Raw genomic sequence first — 17,468 nt, 5'->3', positions numbered from 1 at the left:
ACACAGTCCATTATCACAATCACAGGATCAGCAGATCCAGCTTTTTCAATAACATAGCGAGGTGTGCATTATGTCGTGGGATCGGGAGGTCCAAGGAACAGGACCGTGTCGCCATGAGCGATCCAGCGGCAGGTCGCCAGCTCCCCGGATTTGGCGCTGATCCAGCGACGGCTGCGCGTCGAAGTCGAAGCCGTCGAGTTCGCGCACAAACGGGAACTGCGCGATCTGGCCTGCCATGGAGATGCGCCGCTCGTCGCGCCGCGCGATCTCGCGCGTCACCAGGAAAGCCAAAGCCTCGCGCAAGGTCATTTGCGAACGCGCCGCTTCGTCCAGCAGCGTATCGAGCTGATCCCGGATCGCGGTCAGCTTCAGCCGGTCGAGCTGAGCCACCAGCATCTCGTGATCGACCGTCGTCATCCCCAGCTGCCTCCCACCAGTGCCTCATATTCGGCCAGCGGCCGCAACAGAGCGGAAGCCGCAACGATCTCCGCCGGCGCCGATCGCACCGGCGCAGCAGCGCCGACCACGCCGGCAAGATGCGCGCGCTCGACAATCCGTTGGCGACGTCCCCGGCACAAGGCATGATCCGCCACCACCTCGCCCGCGTGACGCACGATAACACGGCCGCCCAGCACCACGACTTGGACGCTCTCCCCGATCAGCCGCCACGAAACCGAGTAACTGTTCGTGTCCAGGTCGATTGCGCAGTCTGCCTCGACCTTGCGCACGAGATCCCGCAGCTGCCCAAACGGCGCCCGTCCGTCCAGAGGGCGAAGCGCCCCAGCCTCTTCGGCAAAGCGCTCCGCAGGAGCCACGCCGGTCATGCCATGCACACGCTGATCGGCAATCTCGCGCGTCCACCGGTCCAGATGCGCCTCGAACGCCGCCCAGTTCTCGAACCGGCGGCCGGCAATCGCATTGCGCTTGACCTAGCCGACCCCGCGTTCGTCCTTCCCCTTCGTACGCGCCCGGTAGGGCGCACAAGCCCGCGGCGTAAATCCCCAATAGCGGGCAAAGGTGTGCAGCCTCACATTGAACCGCACCTCCCGCGTCATCGCATCGTGATGTTCGACCAGCGCCTTCGGGTTGTCGAACAGCACTTCCGTTGGAATCCCGCCGAAGCGAAGGAAGGCTCCTTCCATCCCCTCGAACCAGTCCACCTGGCGCTCCCGAAGCGAGGGACGGATATGCAGCCGACGCGAGTAACCCAGCGTTGCTACAAACAGATGCACCCGAACACGCTCGCCGTCGATCCACGCCCGCGTGTCACCAAAGTCGATCTGCATCTGATGTCCCGGCGCCGTCTCAAACCGAACCGTCGCGCGCTTCTGCGCCTCAACTCCCGACGCCAACCCTGCACCCGAAGCTCCACCGACCGAAGCCCTATGACGATCCCATGTTCGCTCTCCAGTTCCTGGCGCACCACATCGGCGTTGCCGCCATGGCGGAAGAAGCGCTCCCGCAGCCAATCGTCCAGCCCGTCAAACGCGGTCCGCCGCACAGGCTTGCGAAACGGAACAGTCCCGCCCTCGCGCAGATACCGACGCACCGTGTTGCGCGCGCATCCGAATTCCTTCGCCAGTCGCTTCGCTCCCCAGCCAAGCTCATGCAGCCGCAGCATCGCTGTCACTTCTTCAGGCTGAAGCATCTCCTCTCCCTGCATCGTTCTCGACAATGCAGGAATCGCCGAAATCCCAATCGTCATCCATGCCTCCTCTCATAACCGAGGGGGTCAGTTCTTCATTTCGTCAGGGGGTCAGTTTCTCAATTCGGCCGATAGCTCATGCTGTACCTACGTCGAAACAATGCGTCCGACATCTCTATAAAGTGACGGGCCGGAATGCACTTCCCTGCTCGGAGCGCACAGGTGATACCCTTTTCAGGCCTGAATTAACCTGGCGCGGCGAGGTCGGTAGCCAGCGTCATCCGCGCCTTATTCCGATCGATTTTCCAGCGGCCTAGCCAGACCGAGGAGCGTCGCGGTTACCCGACACCTCACCCGGAGTTCAGGCAGATAGGTTGTGTGGGTGGTCTCCGCGGCAAAAGTGGTAATGCGGTTGTCACCCATATACTCCTGGCCCAGGCCCAATCGTTCGAACGTCGCGTCCTGACAGGCCCGTAGTCAGCTTGGGCGTTGCAAGGCGGTCTCGTGCCACCAGAGTCTTCTTGGCCAACACGGAGTCTGCTAGCTCGGCCACTCCCTCCTCGAATGTCTTCTTGCGCGCTGAAGTGCTGCGAGTACCGCCCTTTCCGATTTGACTAGATATAAATCTAGCTGCAAAAGCGCAGCGGGGAGGTTGCCTTCCTCAAGTGCACAGACAAGAGATGCATTCAGTCCGATATAGGGCTCGTGGAGATGCGCTGTTTCTTCAAGCTGCCCGAAGACAAGCCGCAGCTCCGCGAGCACCAGGTCAAAGATGGCGTTAAGGCGCGTGCTGTCGCACAGCTCCACCATCGCACGGTGAAATTCCATGTTGATCGTTCCGACCTGCCGCCAATTGGCGTAAGAGCCCACCTCACGCCCCTGCTCTACCAGCAACCGCATTCGCGAAATAGCCGGATGCCCCCAGGTCGCGACCTGAACGGCTCCTTTCTGAATTACCGAGCGCACCCGATAAATATCGATGACTGCTGCTTCATCAGGCGCGACAACAAAAACCCCGCGATTGGGAACGTATGTGAGCAGCCTTTGACTTGTAAGCAGTCGGAAGACTTCTCTTAGTGTGTTGCGTGAGATGCCGAACCTGGCGGCAACTTGCTGTTCTGAAAGCTTCTCTCCTGGGGCGAACTCGCCCGCGATGAGCAGCTCACGTATACGAGCTGCCACTGACTCCGCGAGCGATCGATCATTGGTGTCCAGGGTCTTTTCATTCGTCATCGAATTGCCTGCAGGTTGAAGGTCATCTGGGAATAAGATTGTTGAGTAATCTTACTCGTGGTATGGAACAATATGGACGACGTTGTAGACAAGCTATGATATGACACACATTGATCTAAATTGCGATCTCGGTGAAAGTTTCGGCCCCTGGCCGATGGGTGACGACGTGTCGATGCTTTCGATGGTCACCAGCGCCAACATTGCCTGCGGCTTTCACGCCGGCGATCCCGCCGGTATTCTTTCAGTGTTGAAGGAAGCGGCAAGATGTGGCGTCGCGGTCGGCGCGCATATCGGCTACCGCGATCTTGTTGGCTTCGGCCGCCGAAACATGGAACCGACCAGCGCGGAACTGATCGGTGATACCATTTATCAGATCGGCGCACTGGAGGGGCTTGCCAAGGCCGCCGGCACAAGCGTGCGCTACGTCAAGCCGCACGGCGCACTCTACAATACGATTGCGCATGATGCCCGCCAAGCGGGCGCCGTCCTCGAAGCCATTAGCGCAGTCGACCCTTCGCTTGCCCTGATGGCGCTCGCCGGCGCACCGATTGTCGAACAGGCTCGTGCGGCCGGGTTTAAGGTCGTCTGCGAAGCCTTCGCCGACCGCGCCTACAATTCCGATGGCAGGCTCGTTAACCGGCGCTCGCCGGATTCGGTCATTCACGATCCGAACGCGATTGCTGAGCGCATGTTGCACATGGTTCTCGAAGGCCGCATTACCGCCATTGACGGAACAGAAATCGCGCTCGAAGCCCAGTCGATTTGCATCCACGGCGACACGCCGGCGGCCGTCGCCATTGCGCACGCGCTGCGCGAAATGCTCTTGAGCCACGGCGTTGAACTGAAGTCCTTTATCGATGGCTGAGGGTCTGCGCTTCTTGCCCGCGGGCAGCGATGCTTTCTTGGTCGAGCTCGATGATCTCTGCAGAACGCTGACGCTTCTTGATGGACTGCTCGCCGCCCGGCCAGCGGGTGTCATCGATCTGGTGCCGGCCGCCCGCACCTTGATGGTCCGCTTCGATCCTTTTGTCACAGACCAGGCGCATCTCGTGGCTTTGATTTCTGGAATCGACCTGTCCGTCCGTAGCACGCGGCAGGGGCAGACTTTCGAGATTCCCGTCGCCTACGACGGCGAAGATCTGGTGGACGTCGCCGAGATCTTCGGCTGGAAAGTGGAAGAATTAATTCGCAGACATGCGGACGCGATGTACACCGTCGCCTTCACCGGCTTTGCCCCCGGCTTCGCCTACTTGACATGCGACGATCCCGCTTTCGACGTGCCGCGACGCAAGAAGCCGCGGCTGCGCATTCCGGCTGGTTCGGTGGCACTTGGCGGGAAATTCGGCGGTGTCTATCCCGCCGATAGCCCCGGCGGCTGGCAGCTTCTCGGCCGCACGCCGCTGAAGATGTGGGACGGGAGTCGCCCTCGCGCAGCACTACTTGCCCCGGGCGACCGCGTCCGTTTTCGAGAAATTGCGAAGGGCGCCGTGGTTCCGGTTGCCATTAGCCTGGAAAAACAGTCGGACACGGCTGGCCCCACCGCCGGCCTTGTCGTCACCCGCGCCGACCGTCCGGCGCTCTACCAAGACCTCGGTCGTCCCGGCCGGGCCGACCAGGGTGTCACTGGATCTGGCGCTCTCGACCGGAGAAGCCTCAAAAGCGCGAACCTCTGCGTCGGCAATCCGTGTCATGCGGCAGCCATCGAGATCACCTTCGGTGGCTTTGGCCTCAAGGCTGACCGGCCGGTTACGCTTGCCGTTACGGGTGCACCAGTACAGCTTGTGATCCACGCCGCGGACGGCTGTATCGTCCCGGCGCCCTTTGGCCGGCCCTTCGCGCTCGACGCGGGCGACGATTTGACGCTCGGCTTGCCGCCGGAAGGCATGCGCAGCTACCTGGCACTGCGCGGCGGCTTTGCCGTCGAATCCCTGCTTGGCTCGGCATCGTCGGACACGCTGGCGAGGATCGGACCTGCGCCGATCGCTATGGGCGATCTGCTGGTCCCGGCAAACCAACCCGCCGCCGCTGTCGATCCGTTCCGCTCGGTGCAGGTTTCCCTGCCGAAGGCCGGAGGGACAGTGACGCTCGACGTGGTGCTCGGCCCGCGCACGGACTGGTTCACCGATAAGGGCATCGAAACGCTTCTTTTTCAGGAATGGCAGGTGACGGCGGAATCGAGCCGTGTCGGCATGCGCCTTGCTGGGGCGGAGCCCGTGGAAAGACGCAATGCAACTGAACTGCCTTCGGAAGGTACCACTCTCGGCTCGATCCAGGTGCCGCATAGCGGACAGCCGGTTCTCTTCCTCGCCGACCATCCGCTGACTGGTGGCTATCCAGTGATCGGCGTCGTTGCACGACATCATCTTGACCTCGCCGGCCAGATTCCGATCGGCGCAAACATTCGCTTCAACGCCGTGGTCGCCTTCGACCCGCTCATCAGGGAAACCAACGGATGAAAAAGCTGCTCATCGCAAATCGCGGCGAAATCGGCATCCGCGTCGCCCGCGCCGCGCGCGACTACGGGGTCGCCTCGGTCGCGATCTACTCTGACGCCGATGCCGGTTCGCTCCATGCCGAACTTGCCGATGAGGCCTATGGCCTCGGCCCTGGCCGACCGGCAGAAACCTATTTGAATATCCCAAAGATCCTCGACATCGCCCGCCGGGCCGGGGCTGATGCCGTCCATCCCGGCTACGGGTTCCTCTCCGAGCGCGCGGAATTCGCACAGGCGGTTCTCGACGCCGGCTTCATTTGGGTCGGCCCGGCACCAGCGGTCATCACCGCACTCGGCGACAAGGTTGAGGCCCGGCGGATCGCAGCACAAGTCGGCGCGCCATTGGTCAAGGGATCGGCCGGACCCATCGCCTCGGCGGCCGAAGCGGTCGCCTTCGCGAAGGAAGTGGGCCTGCCGCTCGCGATCAAGGCCGCCTTCGGCGGCGGCGGACGTGGCATGAAGGTCGCGCGCCGAATTGAAGAGGTGGGAGAACTCTTCGAATCGGCTGTGCGCGAGGCAACGGACGCCTTCGGCCGCGGCGAATGCTACGCAGAACAATTCCTTGACAAGCCGCGCCACATTGAGGCGCAGATCATCGCTGACAGCCGCGGGAACACCGTAGTCCTGGGTACCCGGGACTGCTCGCTTCAACGCCGTAACCAGAAACTCGTAGAGGAGGCGCCGGCGCCCTACACAACAGCCGAGCAGCGCGCCAGCATCCACGACGCCGCGCGTGCCATTTGCGCAAAGGTTGGATACACTGGCGCCGGCACGGTAGAGTTCCTGCTGTCGCAGAACGGCATCATTTCCTTCCTTGAGGTCAACACACGCCTGCAGGTTGAACATGCCGTGACGGAGGAGACGACGGGCGTCGACATCGTTGTTGAGCAGTTGCGCATCGCCGATGGTATGCCCCTCTCGGTATCGGAAACGCCCGTCCCGCGCGGCCATGCCTTCGAGTTCCGCATCAACGCCGAGGATGCCGGCCGCGGGTTCCTGCCGACGCCGGGGCTGATCACCCGCTTTCGCGCGCCTTCCGGACCCGGCGTACGGCTCGATGCCGGCGTGGAATCCGGCTCCGAAATTCCCGGCCTCTATGATTCAATGATGGCGAAACTGATCGTCACCGGCGCTACGCGCGAGGAGGCACTGATCCGCGCCCGTCGGGCGCTTGCCGAGTTCCGGATCGAGGGTGTGGCCTCCGTGTTACCTTTCCACCGTGCAGTGCTGCAGGAGCCGGACTTCACCGGGGAGGACGCTTTTCGCGTCCACACCAACTGGATCGAAACGGCATTCCGCGGTGTCGAACCCGCTCCGCGCGTCGATCCAATCGACGGCAATCTCTTTCGCAGCTTCATCGAAATCGACGGGAAGCGGCATGTGCTTAGCCTGCCGGCCGCGCTGTTTACCGGTCTTTCCGCGCCGCAGCCAGCGGCCCCGGCAATAGCGCCCGCGAGCGAGTGGGAGGTGACGGCCCCAATTCCCGGGACGCTTCAGCAATGGCTGGTCAAAGATGGGGCGGAGGTCGCTGAAGGCGAGGCCGTGGCGCTGATCGAGGCCATGAAGATGGAAACCCGCATCCTCGCGTCGAAGGCTGGCCGCATTTGCATCAAGGTCGAGGCTGGCAAGGCGGTCAGTCTCGGCGCTGAACTGGCAACGATTGGCTGAAGCAGACGGATTACGCCATTTGGGCTAGCCTCGACAGGAGGTGCTGTCACATTGATTGAGCGGTAAGGAAATTGAGGTACCAGCGCGCCCATGACCGTGAGTGCACCGACCTACAAGAACCACCGCTATCCGATGGAAATCGTGCCCCGTGCTGTCTGGCTCTACTTCCGCTTCAATCTGAGCTTGCGCGATGTCGAGGAAATGCTGCTCGATCGCGGGATCGTCGTTTCCTACGAGACCATCCGCCGGTGGTGCGGTGGTGCCGAAAGCACGGCCCTGATTATGCGCGCAGCATACGCCGCAAGGCACCAACGAAAGACGATGTCTGGCGCCTCGATGAAGTCGTGGTGTGCATCAACGGTCAGCAATGCTGGTTGTGGCGAGCGGTTGATCAGGACGGATATGTGCTCGACGAGGTCGTCCAGACGCGCCGCAACACCAAGGCCGCTAGGCGCCTGCTGACGCGACTTCTGGAGAAGCAGGGTCTACAGCCAAATCGTATGGTCACCGAAAAATTGCGCTCCTATGGGGCGGCCAAACGCCAGGTCATGCCGACGGTCCGAGCACCGCTCGCATAAAGGCTTGAACAACCGGGCGGAGAATTCTCGTTTCGAAAGTGAGAGCGAACGCGACAGGGTTTCCGGTCGATCGGCTCATTGCAGCATTTCGTGTCGATTTTCTCCGCCGTCCGAAACCTGTTCGTCCCAGACCAACCGCTCCGCAGCCCAAATTCGAACCCATCGACGCCATGCCAGGTCGCGTGGGAAGCCGTGAGTGCACGGCCTGCCTGAAAGCGCGGTGTCGGCCTCACGCGGCCACATTTCAAACAACGTGACAACGCCATTCACCATCGCCTGCGTCACGAGAGGCACAGCGATTCACCGACGCTCTTGCCCGCAAGTCCATCAAGCAACTCGGCAACGCAGCTCTACGCACTAGTTGCCGGACTGTCTGATTGAGACTGCCGTCAATTCGCACCCGGCGTCAGCTTTTTGATAAGGTCTTGGCTCGAACCCAGGAATACGGGGTCAGTGAAATCCGAAATCTCGCCATAACGTTCCGCTATGATGTCAGGATCGGGATCGGCAGCAGGATCGACGTAGATCCCACGGCTCTCTAAAACGCGGGCAACTGCGAAATGTCCTCCCCCGGCGCTCAGAATCTGGCCCGTTAGGGTGCAGCTGTCGCTGCTTAGATAGGTAACCGCCGCCGAAACGAACTCTGGCATCAACATGGCGGCCATTTCGCCGGAGAGCATCTCAGCCGTCATCTGCGTTGCGGCGGTCGGCGATACTGTATTGATTAGAATGCCGTGACGAAGCCCCTCCAACTTGAGCACGTTCATTAGGCCGACGAGCCCCATCTTCGCCGCGCCGTAGTTCGACTGGCCGAAATTCCCATATAGCCCCGACCCCGATGTGGTCATCACCACACGCCCGTAGCCTTGTTCCTTCATGTGCGGCCAAGCGGCCTTCGTGCAGTAGGCGGATCCAAGCAGATGGACACGGATAACTAGGTCGAAGTCGCTCATATCCAACTTGAGGAAGGTTTGGTCGCGCAGGTTGCCGGCGTTGTTCACCAAGATGTCGATCCGACCGAACTTTTCAATAGCGGTAGCGATGATCGCCTGAGCCTGCGCCACGTCGCCCACGTTGCTGGAATCGGCTGCCGCCTCGCCGCCGCTGCGAACAATCTCCGCAGCAACGCTTGCCGCGGCCTCCCCGCCGCTGGCTACGTCGTTAACGATGACCTTGGCGCCGCGCTTCGCGAGCATCAGAGCATGCGCACGGCCCAAGCCGTTGCCGGCACCGGTAACGACGGCAACCCGCCCAGTGAGATCAATCTTCTTCATGAGTTACTGCTCCCTGACACTTCGCTGCGGTAAGCTATTTCCCGTGCCGACGAAGCAGGGGCGAAAGCCGGTACGCACGGCCCATCCTCAGCACGCGGGAACACCACTTTCACTCTTTGCCCGATGTGAACTTCGTCCGGATTGCAGCCGACGATATTGGTAAGCAAGATTACCCCCTCATCCAGCCTTACATAGGAGACGACGCGCGGCGGCATTTCTCGCCGCATGACAGTATAGGAATAAATCTCTCCCCCTCCTGGCGACTCCCTCCACTCGGTGTCGACGCTGAAACAGAACGGGCAATGCGCGCGGGGATAGACGTGGACCTGGTTGCAGCTGTTGCAGAACTTCACGAGCAGCCTGTCCATCGCTGTGGCGTTCCAGAACGCCTCACTCTCAGGACTGGCCGGTGGGACTGGCGTTAACGGGCTCCATGTCATCACATCCACAGCTATTCCCTTTCCAGGATCACTGTCGCGCTGCCATGGCGGCTGGCCAACCAGCCACCGGTTCCGTGAGCAAGCGCCAGATCACAGTTCGGGACCTGCACCGCGGGATGGGCCTCTCCGCGAAGCTGGCGCACGGCCTCCAATATCTTGGTCATGCCGCCGCGATTGGCGGGATGGTTGCTGCACAGCCCTCCGCCGTCTGTATTGATGGGCAGCTTACCCACTCCGGAAATCAGCTTGCCGTCGGCCACGAAGGCACCACCTTGGCCTCGTCCGCAGAACCCCAGATCTTCCAGCTGTATGAGGACCGTTATGGTGAAGCTGTCGTAAAGCGACGCATATTTGATATCCGAAGGCTTCACCCCCGCTTCGGCAAACGCCGTCGCACCCGACACGACGGCGCCCGATGATGTTATGTCGGCGGTGCCTCCCCGCAGGTCGCGGATCGCCTCGCCTGCTCCACGAAGCCTTACGCGCGGTCGCTTGAGCTGGCGCGCGATCTCCTGACTAACAACGACAAACGCACCGCCGCCGTCGCTGACAACGCAGCAGTCGAGCTTGTGCAGGGGATCAGCGATCATCACCGATCCGAGAACCTGCTCCACGGTGACTACGTCGCGCAACATCGCATGTGGATTGTGCTGCGCATGATGGGAAGCTGCCACCTTTACCCAGGCGAGTTGCTCCGCGGTGGTGCCGAATTCGTACATGTGCCGCATGGCGCTCATAGCGTACTGATCGACCACGCCACTAGCGTAGGGCGACTCGAAAGCCATCTCGGGAACGCCCCAGTTTGGCTGCTTGTCTAGCCCTCGCCCCCCGGTGCGCGGTTTGCCGGCCAGTGTCACGAGAGCGACATTGCACTTGCCAGCAGCGATTGCCTGGGCCGCGTGCGACAGATGAACCATGGGCGCTGATCCGCCCACATCCGTATTATCGTAGTGACGGACCTCTATGCCGAGATATTCGATGATCGACAGCGGACCCAGGCCTGGGGCGTCTGTGTCGCAGTAGAAAGCATCAACATCGGATAGCCACAAGCCGGCATCTGCTACCGCTCCCTGCGCGATCTCGAAGTAAAGCTGCCCCATGGACTTGTCCACAGCCTTCCTCGTGGGGTGCTCGTATATCCCTGCAATATAAGCATTTTGTGAAACAGAACCCATTACTTTTCCGAATCTTGATGGGGCTTAATTTCGTGAGGTGCGCTTTGTCCTGCCGAGAGAAATTCATCGCGAATGTCGTTCTTCAGCAATTTGCCAAGCGCGTTCCGGGGAAAGGACGACCAAATACCTATGCTCTGTAGGCGCTGGTGCTTTCCCAGCCTGCCATTTACCCATCCAAGAAGCTCCTCGATCTCGATTTTTTCGGCCTGCCTCATGCGCACCAAACCAACCGGCGTTTCCCCCCACTTAGGGTGCGGAATGCCGATTACCGCCACTTCTTCGACCGCCGGATGCTCGAGAATTACGGCTTCGATGTCGGCGGGGTATATATTGAACCCGCCCGAGATGATCATGTCCTTCTTCCGACCGCGGATGAATACAAAACCCTCCTCATCCTTGCTGCCCAGATCGCCGGTCTTGAGGAATGTCCGGCCATTGCTTTTCGTCCAGACGATCTCTGCTGTGTCTTCCGGTCGCCCGTAATATCCCTCCATCATGAAGGGCACGCGAGCCACTATCTCGCCGACCACGTCTGATTCGACCTCAACACCATCATTGTCGATGATACAAACTTCGCAGCCGAGCAGCGCGCGCCCGACCGAGCCTGGCTTTTCGTCATGATCCATCGGCCTGCAAAGAGTTGCCGAGCCTTCGCTAGAGCCATAGCATTCGAAGAAGTTCGACGTCATGCGCGCGCGTATCTCGGACTTAGTGCGTGCGGCCAACGCAGAGCCGACAGAAAGAACCGCGCGGAGGCTTGAACAATCCGCTTTGTCGAGGGCAGGATCTTGAATAATGGCATCGAGTTGGGTTGGCACAAGCTGCGCATGCGTGACGCGATGTTTTGCGACGAGCGCCAGGAAATCTGTCGGTGAGAACTTGGGCGTCACCACGATCGTTCCACCCACGAAGACTGCGCTGAGCATGTTTAGCCAGGTCGCCGCTGCCGACACGGGGGTCGCAAGCAGTGCCACACTGTCTGACCGGAAACCCATTTCGGTGCCGAAGAGTATCGCACTCCATTGCAGCGCATTGAACGACTTGACTATGCCCTTGGGCTTGCCGGTCGTGCCCGAAGAGTACCAAATAACCATTCGGCTCGTCGGATCGGCAGGCGGAAGCGGGTCCGTTGGGCACCCCTTGACAAAGCTCTCGAGGGACTTCCATCCCGACCCCTCGAAGCCGACGCCGACCCAATTAGCGGACCGAATACGCGGCAGCGCCTCCCGACTGGAATCGACTTTAGCGGCGTATTCCGCGGAGACGAAAAGAATATCCACCTCTGCGTCCTTGATCAACGTGACCACTTGCTGATCTGAAAGGAAGCCGTTGACGGGCACGTAGCAGGCACCTGCTTTGGCCACACCGAAGACGAGCAAAATGCTTTCCATCGAGTTCACCGCGAGCACGCCGACGTTGCTGCCGATGCCAAATCCTGCCCGCCTCAGCGCATGTGCGATGCGAGAGGTCTCCTGGTCGAACCCTTGCCAGTCGAGTGTCGTCGTCCCTTCGATCAGCGCAACTTGGCGAGGATGGTTGGCAGCGTGCACCGAGATCAGCGCTGGCACGGTTACCTGCGGAGCATCAAGCATCCCTCAAATCCCCGTGCATACGCGTGGAGCTTTCTCCAGCGATGCGGTCTCCTCTCCTTTATTGAGACTGAAGACCGGGAGCGAAAGCTTCCCACGGTCGGCACCTCCCGGGACAACAAAATGCCCCCTGCTCACGCCGGGCGTATCAAGATCGAACGTAAGATGTGGTGCTTTGCTCATTGTTCAACCTATTTGTGAGTAACGGGCGACCGTGGCGCCGGGATCGCGTTTCTCCGCTCTGCAAGTATGCGCCAACCTGTCTTCAATTTGCCAATATAATGTCCCGGACGGTACCATCGCGTTCTTAGATGGCCGCCCCCGGCTTGGTGGAACGACCGCTGCTCGATTTCACAAGAACTGGAACGGCGAACGGCGGCCTCCCGCACCTCCTAGGGCTAAATAGCTGGGCCTTAATAACGGCTAAGGCGTTGATATTCCGAACGCGTGAAGACTGGTGGAAGCATCCGATTTCGCCGTTTTCGGCTGGAGTGCTTGCAAGCACCAGGCAAGCCAAACAGCGAGAACCGTGAGGATCAGGCGCAGATTTTGGCCTGCGGCGACGAGTAGGGCATTGATAGCAATGGCCGAGGAGGAAGTTGCGCAAAATCACCGGAAAACGACGGAATCAAAGGTGGTTTCCGGCATTCTCCAATACTTCAAACCCGATGGGAATCCCTGCAACGCAAGGGGTACAAGATGACGTCGCCCCTTTTGCTTAATCTGGTTTGAAGTTCGTTTTGGCCCAACGCGAGGACCAGACAATGAAGCGCAGCCGTTTCAGTGAAGAGCAGATCATCGGGATTTTGAAGGAGCACGAGGCCGGAGTTTCGGTGGCCGATCTGTGCCGCAAGCACGGGGTCAGCGACGCCAGCATCTACAAATGGAAGGCGACGTATGGCGGCACGGACGTGTCGGAAGCGAAGCGGCTGAAGACGCTGGAGGATGAGAACGCTCGTCTGAAGCGGCTCCTGGCGGACGCCATGCTCGACAATGCCGCTTTGAAAGATCTTCTCGGAAAAAAATGGTGACGCCCGCTGCCGAGCGAGAGGCTGTCGCGCATCTTCGAACTGCATTCGAGATCAGCGAGCGGCGTGAGTGCAAGACAATCAGCTGCTGCAGGATGACGGTTAGCCACAAGGCGAGCCGTCGCGACGATGGTGACCTGCGGGAGCGGATGAAGGCGATCGCGCATGAGCGCCGACGCTTCGGTTACCGCCGACGCTTCGGTTACCGCCGCCTGCACGTGCTGCTGCGGCGGGAAGATTATGTGGTCAATGACAAGCGTCTAGCCCCTTCTTCTCATTCGGCGGCTTTTTCCACAGCCTTCTGCGTCTTCGGCCTCGTTCGCCATCGGGAAGTCGCTGCTGCGTAGGCAGCTTCCGCCTTCTCGACCTGAGATTGTCGGCGCGCTTGGCCGGGATGTTGTAGTCGAAGGCGGTGCCGCGTCTGGCATGGCTGGTCGGGAGGCCGGCACGCAGCTCGACCGATCTGAACTTGCGGGCGAGCAAGGCCGGCCGGGCCCAGATGTAGTCGGTATCCTTGCTCAGCATGCCAGATGATCATTGCAAGCTTGCGCGCAGTGGCGACGGCCGCGATGTGCTTCCCGCGGCGCGAGGCGATCCGCTTGTGGAAGGCGCGAAGAGGTCCTGGCGATCGCACAGCCGCCCATGCCGCCTCGACCAGCATCCCCCGCGCATGGCCGCGGCCCTGCTTCGTGATGCGCCCGTGATAGGCTGGCCCCTCACCGGACTGCCGCACGCTCGGATTGAGGCCAAGATAGGCAACGAGCTTCTGTGGATCGCTGAAGCGCCGTATGTCGCCGATTGCCGCGGCAATGCTCGCAGCCGGTGACGTCGAGGCCGCGCAACGTCATCAGGCGGCGGATTGTCGGATCCTGGAGGGCATGTACGGCGATATCCGCCTCGACCACCGTCAGCGCCTCGTTGATCTGGTTAATCAAGCCGAGGTGGCGCTCGATGGCGGCGCGCTCATCCGCAGGCATTATTTGCCTCGTCAGCCATTTGCGCCCGCTGATCCCGGCGAGGTTCCCATGCGGACACGGCGGGATTAGGTGGGCGTGGAGAATTGACTGGATCAGGTTCTTCAGCCGCGAACGCTGGCGAACCAGCAGTGTCCGCCTGGCGACCTGTCTTCAGAGGGCAAGGGTCCCCGGATCCGGAACCCAGACCTCCGGCAGAAAGCCCGAGGCGTAGAGCTTCGCAAGGACAGTGCGTCGATCGTGTCAGTCTTCACCTTCGCGTGCGCGATCATGTGCACCTGCTTGGGATTGGCGATCACGATCCGATGGACGTAGGGCGACAGCACTTCAGCGACGGCAGCAGCATTGCCTGTCGCCTCGATCACCACATGATCATCGTGGGTGAGTTCCTTCCTGGCGAACTCCTCGAGCTTATTGCGCAGCATTTGAACGCGGCCGAGCTTGACGATCTCGCCATCAAGCAACGACACGACCTCGGCGGCTACGCGGTGTATGTCCATGCCGATAATACGCACGGTTCCCTCCATCGTTGGTCACGAACAGGGAGCCAGCGGGCAACACGACAAATACGGATCCGCGCTCGCAGCGCATCCGGGCGAGTCGTAGGGGCGGCCAGATAACGTGCTCGAACTCGCAGTTCATCTGCATACGACGGCCTGCCCGCACTTGCGTGCTCCCGGTGCCCCGTGGCCCGGATGCGCCAAGCTTAACGAACCTGACGACCGAACAAACGATGACACCGAGAACAACATGCCGGATAACGGCTTCATCGAGAGCTTCAACGGTCGCCTCCGTGACGAACTGCTGAACGAGATGCTGTTCACCTCATTGGCACAGGCTCGCGCGGTCTTGGCCAGTTGGCGGACAGATTATAACTTCAATCGCCCACATTCGCGGCTCGGATGGCAGACCCCCCTTCGAGTTCGCCCACACCTTTACCCGGCGACGGGACACAGCGCTGCGCACTAAGGTCAGCTCCGCGCCTCTGCCCGTCGCTCAAACCGCCCAACAGGGCAACATTGATCGCCGGAGCGAACTCAGGATTGGATAAAACTTGGGGGCAACGTCAAAGAGTTTTTCAGGGCGAACTAGCCGCCTTGATGTACGGCGATAAGCTTTTGACGGCCTGAAGCGACGCTGTGGTCGCCGTTGTGGTGCTTTTCCACGCGCCTCGTCAGGCGCCGGGATTGCTCCGTCGTGATGGCAGGCGGGGGTTTGCAGGTTGCGGTCGACGGGTTCGTTTCGGGGCGTCTGCCCCCATCGTTATGTCGCGAGTTGGGGGATGCGATCGAGGACGATGCGCAGGATGCGCTGGTCGGGGCACGATGTCGGCAGGTGCAGGCGGATTTGCGATTTCATCTCGACCACCCGCGCAGCGATTTTGATGAGGCGCAATCGCAGCGTGTCGAATTGGGCGACGGCAAAGCTCGAGCGCCTCGGCATCGCGGCCCGCAAGCCCCACATCAACCAGTAAGCACCGGCATGCAGGAATAGCCGGAACTGGTTGGCCGTCGCTCTGGTGCAGGATGTGCGGTCGGCGGCAAGATGCGTCTTCCACGACTTGATGTGGTTCTCGGCCGCGCCGCGCCGGCAGTAGACATCCTCGTAGAGCGCCTTGGCCTTCCCACCGGCAAGGTTGGTGAGACGAAGCGGATATCGCCATCTTGGGCGCCGACCTCGACCCGCGCGATGATGCGCCCGACGCGGCTCCAACTAGCGGCGCCGTCAACGAACTCCTTGAACCTGCGGACCTTGCCTGTCTTGGCCGACGCTTCGAAGCGCGCCGTCGTGCTGGCCTCCAGATCCGCGACATGCTTGCGCAGGGTCGTGCGACGTCGTTGGCGCGGCACCAGTCGATGACCTGCGGGCTGCAATAATGGCTATCGCCGCGGAGCAGGATTCGAATGTTCGGCCAGTTGATCCGGATCGCCCGCACCAGACGGCGCAGGTGGGGGCGGATCTCAGCCCCACTCGGCCGCTTGGCCGGTCGCAGGATCGCGCTGACGAACGTCCCGCACCATCGAACACTACGATCGGCTGGAAGCCGTACTCGTCATGGTGGCATTGAACAGGCGAAGCTGTTGGCCTCCGTGCACAGCGTCGAAGGTGTCGTCAATGTCGAGTACCATCCGCTTCGGCTCTTGCCGGAACGAGGCGCAATAGAGATCGACCATCGCCCGCCCCATCGCGACCAGCTCCCGCACGCCGGGCAGGTTCTCCAGCCGGCACAGCGTCGATTGGGACGCCAGATCCCGACCCGACGCAGCGCATCCTGGGCCATCTTGAAGACCGAATCGCAGCTAGCCGGTTGGCGTCGTTGCCGTCCTCGTAGCCGGCGGCGATCATCTTCATGCGAAAGCCGATCATGTCCGCCAGGCTGTGGACGACCTGGTCCGGGCAGCGCGGATCGTCGATGCAACGCGCCAGCCGATCGGCCACCGCAACCGCTTTTCCACCTCGGCCAAGGCCAGAACGCCGCTGTTGGACGACAGCATGCCGCCGTCGAAACGGGCGACGACGGACTTGCCGCCGACTGATGACAAACCGCTCAGCGGCAGCGCAAGATCGTTCATGGTGGGTGTGGTCTCCGGGAAATGGTTCGGATCGGCTTAAGCAACCAAATCCTTCGTCATTTCAATGGCTTGCGCCACATCCACCAACCCACCGGTAGAGTCGAGGAAGGGCGCGGTGGCTTGGGCCGTGTTGGCATCGCTCCGTTTCTCTTCCACCGGGTCACCGGAGGCGGTCGCCCCCCCCGGTTCCCACAGAACGTGGCGTGCGGAGCTACCGCAACCTCACAGCACCGCGAGCGCCTGCAGTTCCCTATGCGGGAGCCGCAGTTTGGGTCTCAGTAGCGGGGTTCCGTTCTTTGATCTGGTTGAAAGTGCCCCAACTAAGGCGACCGCCATCACGGCTGCGGCTGCATAGCATTCTGCGCCAGTAACGCTCCACGACCTGGTACACCATCAGCGACCGGAGATTCCCCGGGACGCCGTAACAGGCATAGTGGCCGCGCAGGACGCCGTTTATTTCCGCTACCTCATCACGAACGCCCGCCTTCAACCAGCGCCTGACCAGACTGTTCACGCGCGGATCCCCATGAGACGACCGTGCCGGAACAGCTCGCTTCAAGGCAAAGATGGTGCCGCGATGACGGGAGGAACAGTCGCTGGTGCACTTCTCCCGTCAGTTCTCCAATCCTGGGAACGAGCGTTTTGACAGTGACAATTGGCGCCGCCGTTAGGCTCCGACTTTGCGTCATCGCCGAAAACGACGCAATCCCGAAAAGTCAGCAATTTACCAGCATGTCGCGAGACATGCTGCTCAGCGACTTCGCGCCGTTCTCGGTCACTCGGACAGTCTCACTGAA

Annotated in this window: 8 protein-coding genes and 8 pseudogenes; 6 read left to right on the top strand and 10 right to left on the bottom strand. The window is 61.1% G+C overall.

Annotated features, from left to right (window positions below; translation table 11 throughout):
- Nucleotides 1-83: 83 nt before the first annotated feature.
- The 3 genes and pseudogenes from NKJ73_RS33120 to NKJ73_RS33110 all read right to left on the bottom strand — a co-directional run.
- Nucleotides 84-417 (bottom strand): annotated as a pseudogene (locus tag NKJ73_RS33120) (ATP-binding protein); the annotation flags it as partial.
- Nucleotides 414-1,705: pseudogene (gene istA, locus NKJ73_RS33115) on the bottom strand (IS21 family transposase). The pseudogenes NKJ73_RS33120 and istA, both read right to left, overlap by 4 nt.
- A 480-nt stretch (nt 1,706-2,185) precedes the next feature.
- Complete coding sequence (locus tag NKJ73_RS33110; protein WP_352572555.1) at nt 2,186-2,878, bottom strand: GntR family transcriptional regulator; 693 nt, start codon at nt 2,876-2,878, stop codon at nt 2,186-2,188.
- Nucleotides 2,879-2,978: 100 nt separating this feature from the next.
- Between NKJ73_RS33110 and NKJ73_RS33105 the strand changes: the two genes are divergently transcribed.
- The 4 genes and pseudogenes from NKJ73_RS33105 (at nt 2,979) to NKJ73_RS33090 (ending at nt 7,831) form a co-directional block, all read left to right on the top strand.
- Entirely contained in the window at nt 2,979-3,743 is a 765-nt protein-coding gene (locus NKJ73_RS33105; RefSeq protein ID WP_352572553.1) for a LamB/YcsF family protein, read from the top strand.
- Entirely contained in the window at nt 3,736-5,334 is a 1,599-nt protein-coding gene (locus NKJ73_RS33100; protein ID WP_352572551.1) for a 5-oxoprolinase subunit B/C family protein, read from the top strand. Before NKJ73_RS33105 ends, NKJ73_RS33100 begins: the two co-directional genes overlap by 8 nt.
- The gene (locus NKJ73_RS33095; protein WP_352572550.1) at nt 5,331-7,040 is read left to right on the top strand and encodes an acetyl/propionyl/methylcrotonyl-CoA carboxylase subunit alpha; all 1,710 of its coding nucleotides are present in this window, start codon (nt 5,331-5,333) and stop codon (nt 7,038-7,040) included. The genes NKJ73_RS33100 and NKJ73_RS33095 overlap by 4 nt, the downstream gene beginning before the upstream one ends.
- Before the next feature lie 90 nt (nt 7,041-7,130).
- Nucleotides 7,131-7,831, top strand: a pseudogene (locus NKJ73_RS33090) (IS6 family transposase).
- 176 nt (nt 7,832-8,007) lie between these two features.
- Here the strand turns inward: NKJ73_RS33090 and NKJ73_RS33085 are convergent.
- The 5 genes and pseudogenes from NKJ73_RS33085 to NKJ73_RS34435 form a co-directional block, all read right to left on the bottom strand.
- A complete protein-coding gene (locus NKJ73_RS33085; RefSeq protein WP_352572548.1) occupies nt 8,008-8,892 on the bottom strand; it encodes an SDR family NAD(P)-dependent oxidoreductase in 885 nt (294 codons plus the stop codon).
- Nucleotides 8,889-9,332, bottom strand: coding sequence for a Zn-ribbon domain-containing OB-fold protein (locus NKJ73_RS33080; RefSeq protein WP_352572557.1), 444 nt, complete (start codon nt 9,330-9,332; stop codon nt 8,889-8,891). Before NKJ73_RS33080 ends, NKJ73_RS33085 begins: the two co-directional genes overlap by 4 nt.
- A gap of 11 nt (nt 9,333-9,343) precedes the next feature.
- Nucleotides 9,344-10,507, bottom strand: coding sequence for a thiolase family protein (locus NKJ73_RS33075; protein ID WP_352572546.1), 1,164 nt, complete (start codon nt 10,505-10,507; stop codon nt 9,344-9,346).
- Complete coding sequence (locus tag NKJ73_RS33070; RefSeq protein ID WP_352572544.1) at nt 10,507-12,099, bottom strand: class I adenylate-forming enzyme family protein; 1,593 nt, start codon at nt 12,097-12,099, stop codon at nt 10,507-10,509. The genes NKJ73_RS33075 and NKJ73_RS33070 overlap by 1 nt, the downstream gene beginning before the upstream one ends.
- 420 nt (nt 12,100-12,519) lie before the next feature.
- Nucleotides 12,520-12,700, bottom strand: a pseudogene (locus tag NKJ73_RS34435) (hypothetical protein); the annotation flags it as partial.
- A gap of 160 nt (nt 12,701-12,860) precedes the next feature.
- Here NKJ73_RS34435 and NKJ73_RS33065 point away from each other — a divergent pair.
- Nucleotides 12,861-13,387 (top strand): annotated as a pseudogene (locus NKJ73_RS33065) (transposase); the annotation flags it as partial.
- An 11-nt stretch (nt 13,388-13,398) separates the two neighbouring features.
- On the opposite strand, the pseudogene NKJ73_RS33060 reads toward NKJ73_RS33065, so the two are convergent.
- Nucleotides 13,399-14,613, bottom strand: a pseudogene (locus tag NKJ73_RS33060) (IS110 family RNA-guided transposase).
- A gap of 244 nt (nt 14,614-14,857) precedes the next feature.
- On the opposite strand from NKJ73_RS33060, the pseudogene NKJ73_RS33055 reads away from it, so the two are divergent.
- Nucleotides 14,858-15,067 (top strand): annotated as a pseudogene (locus NKJ73_RS33055) (integrase core domain-containing protein); the annotation flags it as partial.
- Between the two features lie 294 nt (nt 15,068-15,361).
- Here NKJ73_RS33055 and NKJ73_RS33050 read toward each other — a convergent pair.
- Nucleotides 15,362-16,671, bottom strand: a pseudogene (locus tag NKJ73_RS33050) (IS1380 family transposase).
- Nucleotides 16,672-17,468: the final 797 nt, after the last annotated feature.

It is taken from the genome of Mesorhizobium sp. M0074, assembly GCF_040322975.1.
Taxonomy (GTDB): domain Bacteria; phylum Pseudomonadota; class Alphaproteobacteria; order Rhizobiales; family Rhizobiaceae; genus Mesorhizobium.
This window is presented reverse-complemented; position numbering and strand designations above follow the sequence as displayed.

Excerpts from the sequence above, each read along its gene's own strand:
- NKJ73_RS33110 (WP_352572555.1), bottom strand. The coding sequence starts at position 2,878 with ATGACGAATGAAAAGACCCTGGACACCAATGATCGATCGCTCGCGGAG.
- NKJ73_RS33105 (WP_352572553.1), top strand. The coding sequence starts at position 2,979 with ATGACACACATTGATCTAAATTGCGATCTCGGTGAAAGTTTCGGCCCC.
- NKJ73_RS33100 (WP_352572551.1), top strand. The coding sequence starts at position 3,736 with ATGGCTGAGGGTCTGCGCTTCTTGCCCGCGGGCAGCGATGCTTTCTTG.
- NKJ73_RS33095 (WP_352572550.1), top strand. The coding sequence starts at position 5,331 with ATGAAAAAGCTGCTCATCGCAAATCGCGGCGAAATCGGCATCCGCGTC.
- NKJ73_RS33085 (WP_352572548.1), bottom strand. The coding sequence starts at position 8,892 with ATGAAGAAGATTGATCTCACTGGGCGGGTTGCCGTCGTTACCGGTGCC.
- NKJ73_RS33080 (WP_352572557.1), bottom strand. The coding sequence starts at position 9,332 with ATGACATGGAGCCCGTTAACGCCAGTCCCACCGGCCAGTCCTGAGAGT.
- NKJ73_RS33075 (WP_352572546.1), bottom strand. The coding sequence starts at position 10,507 with ATGGGTTCTGTTTCACAAAATGCTTATATTGCAGGGATATACGAGCAC.
- NKJ73_RS33070 (WP_352572544.1), bottom strand. The coding sequence starts at position 12,099 with ATGCTTGATGCTCCGCAGGTAACCGTGCCAGCGCTGATCTCGGTGCAC.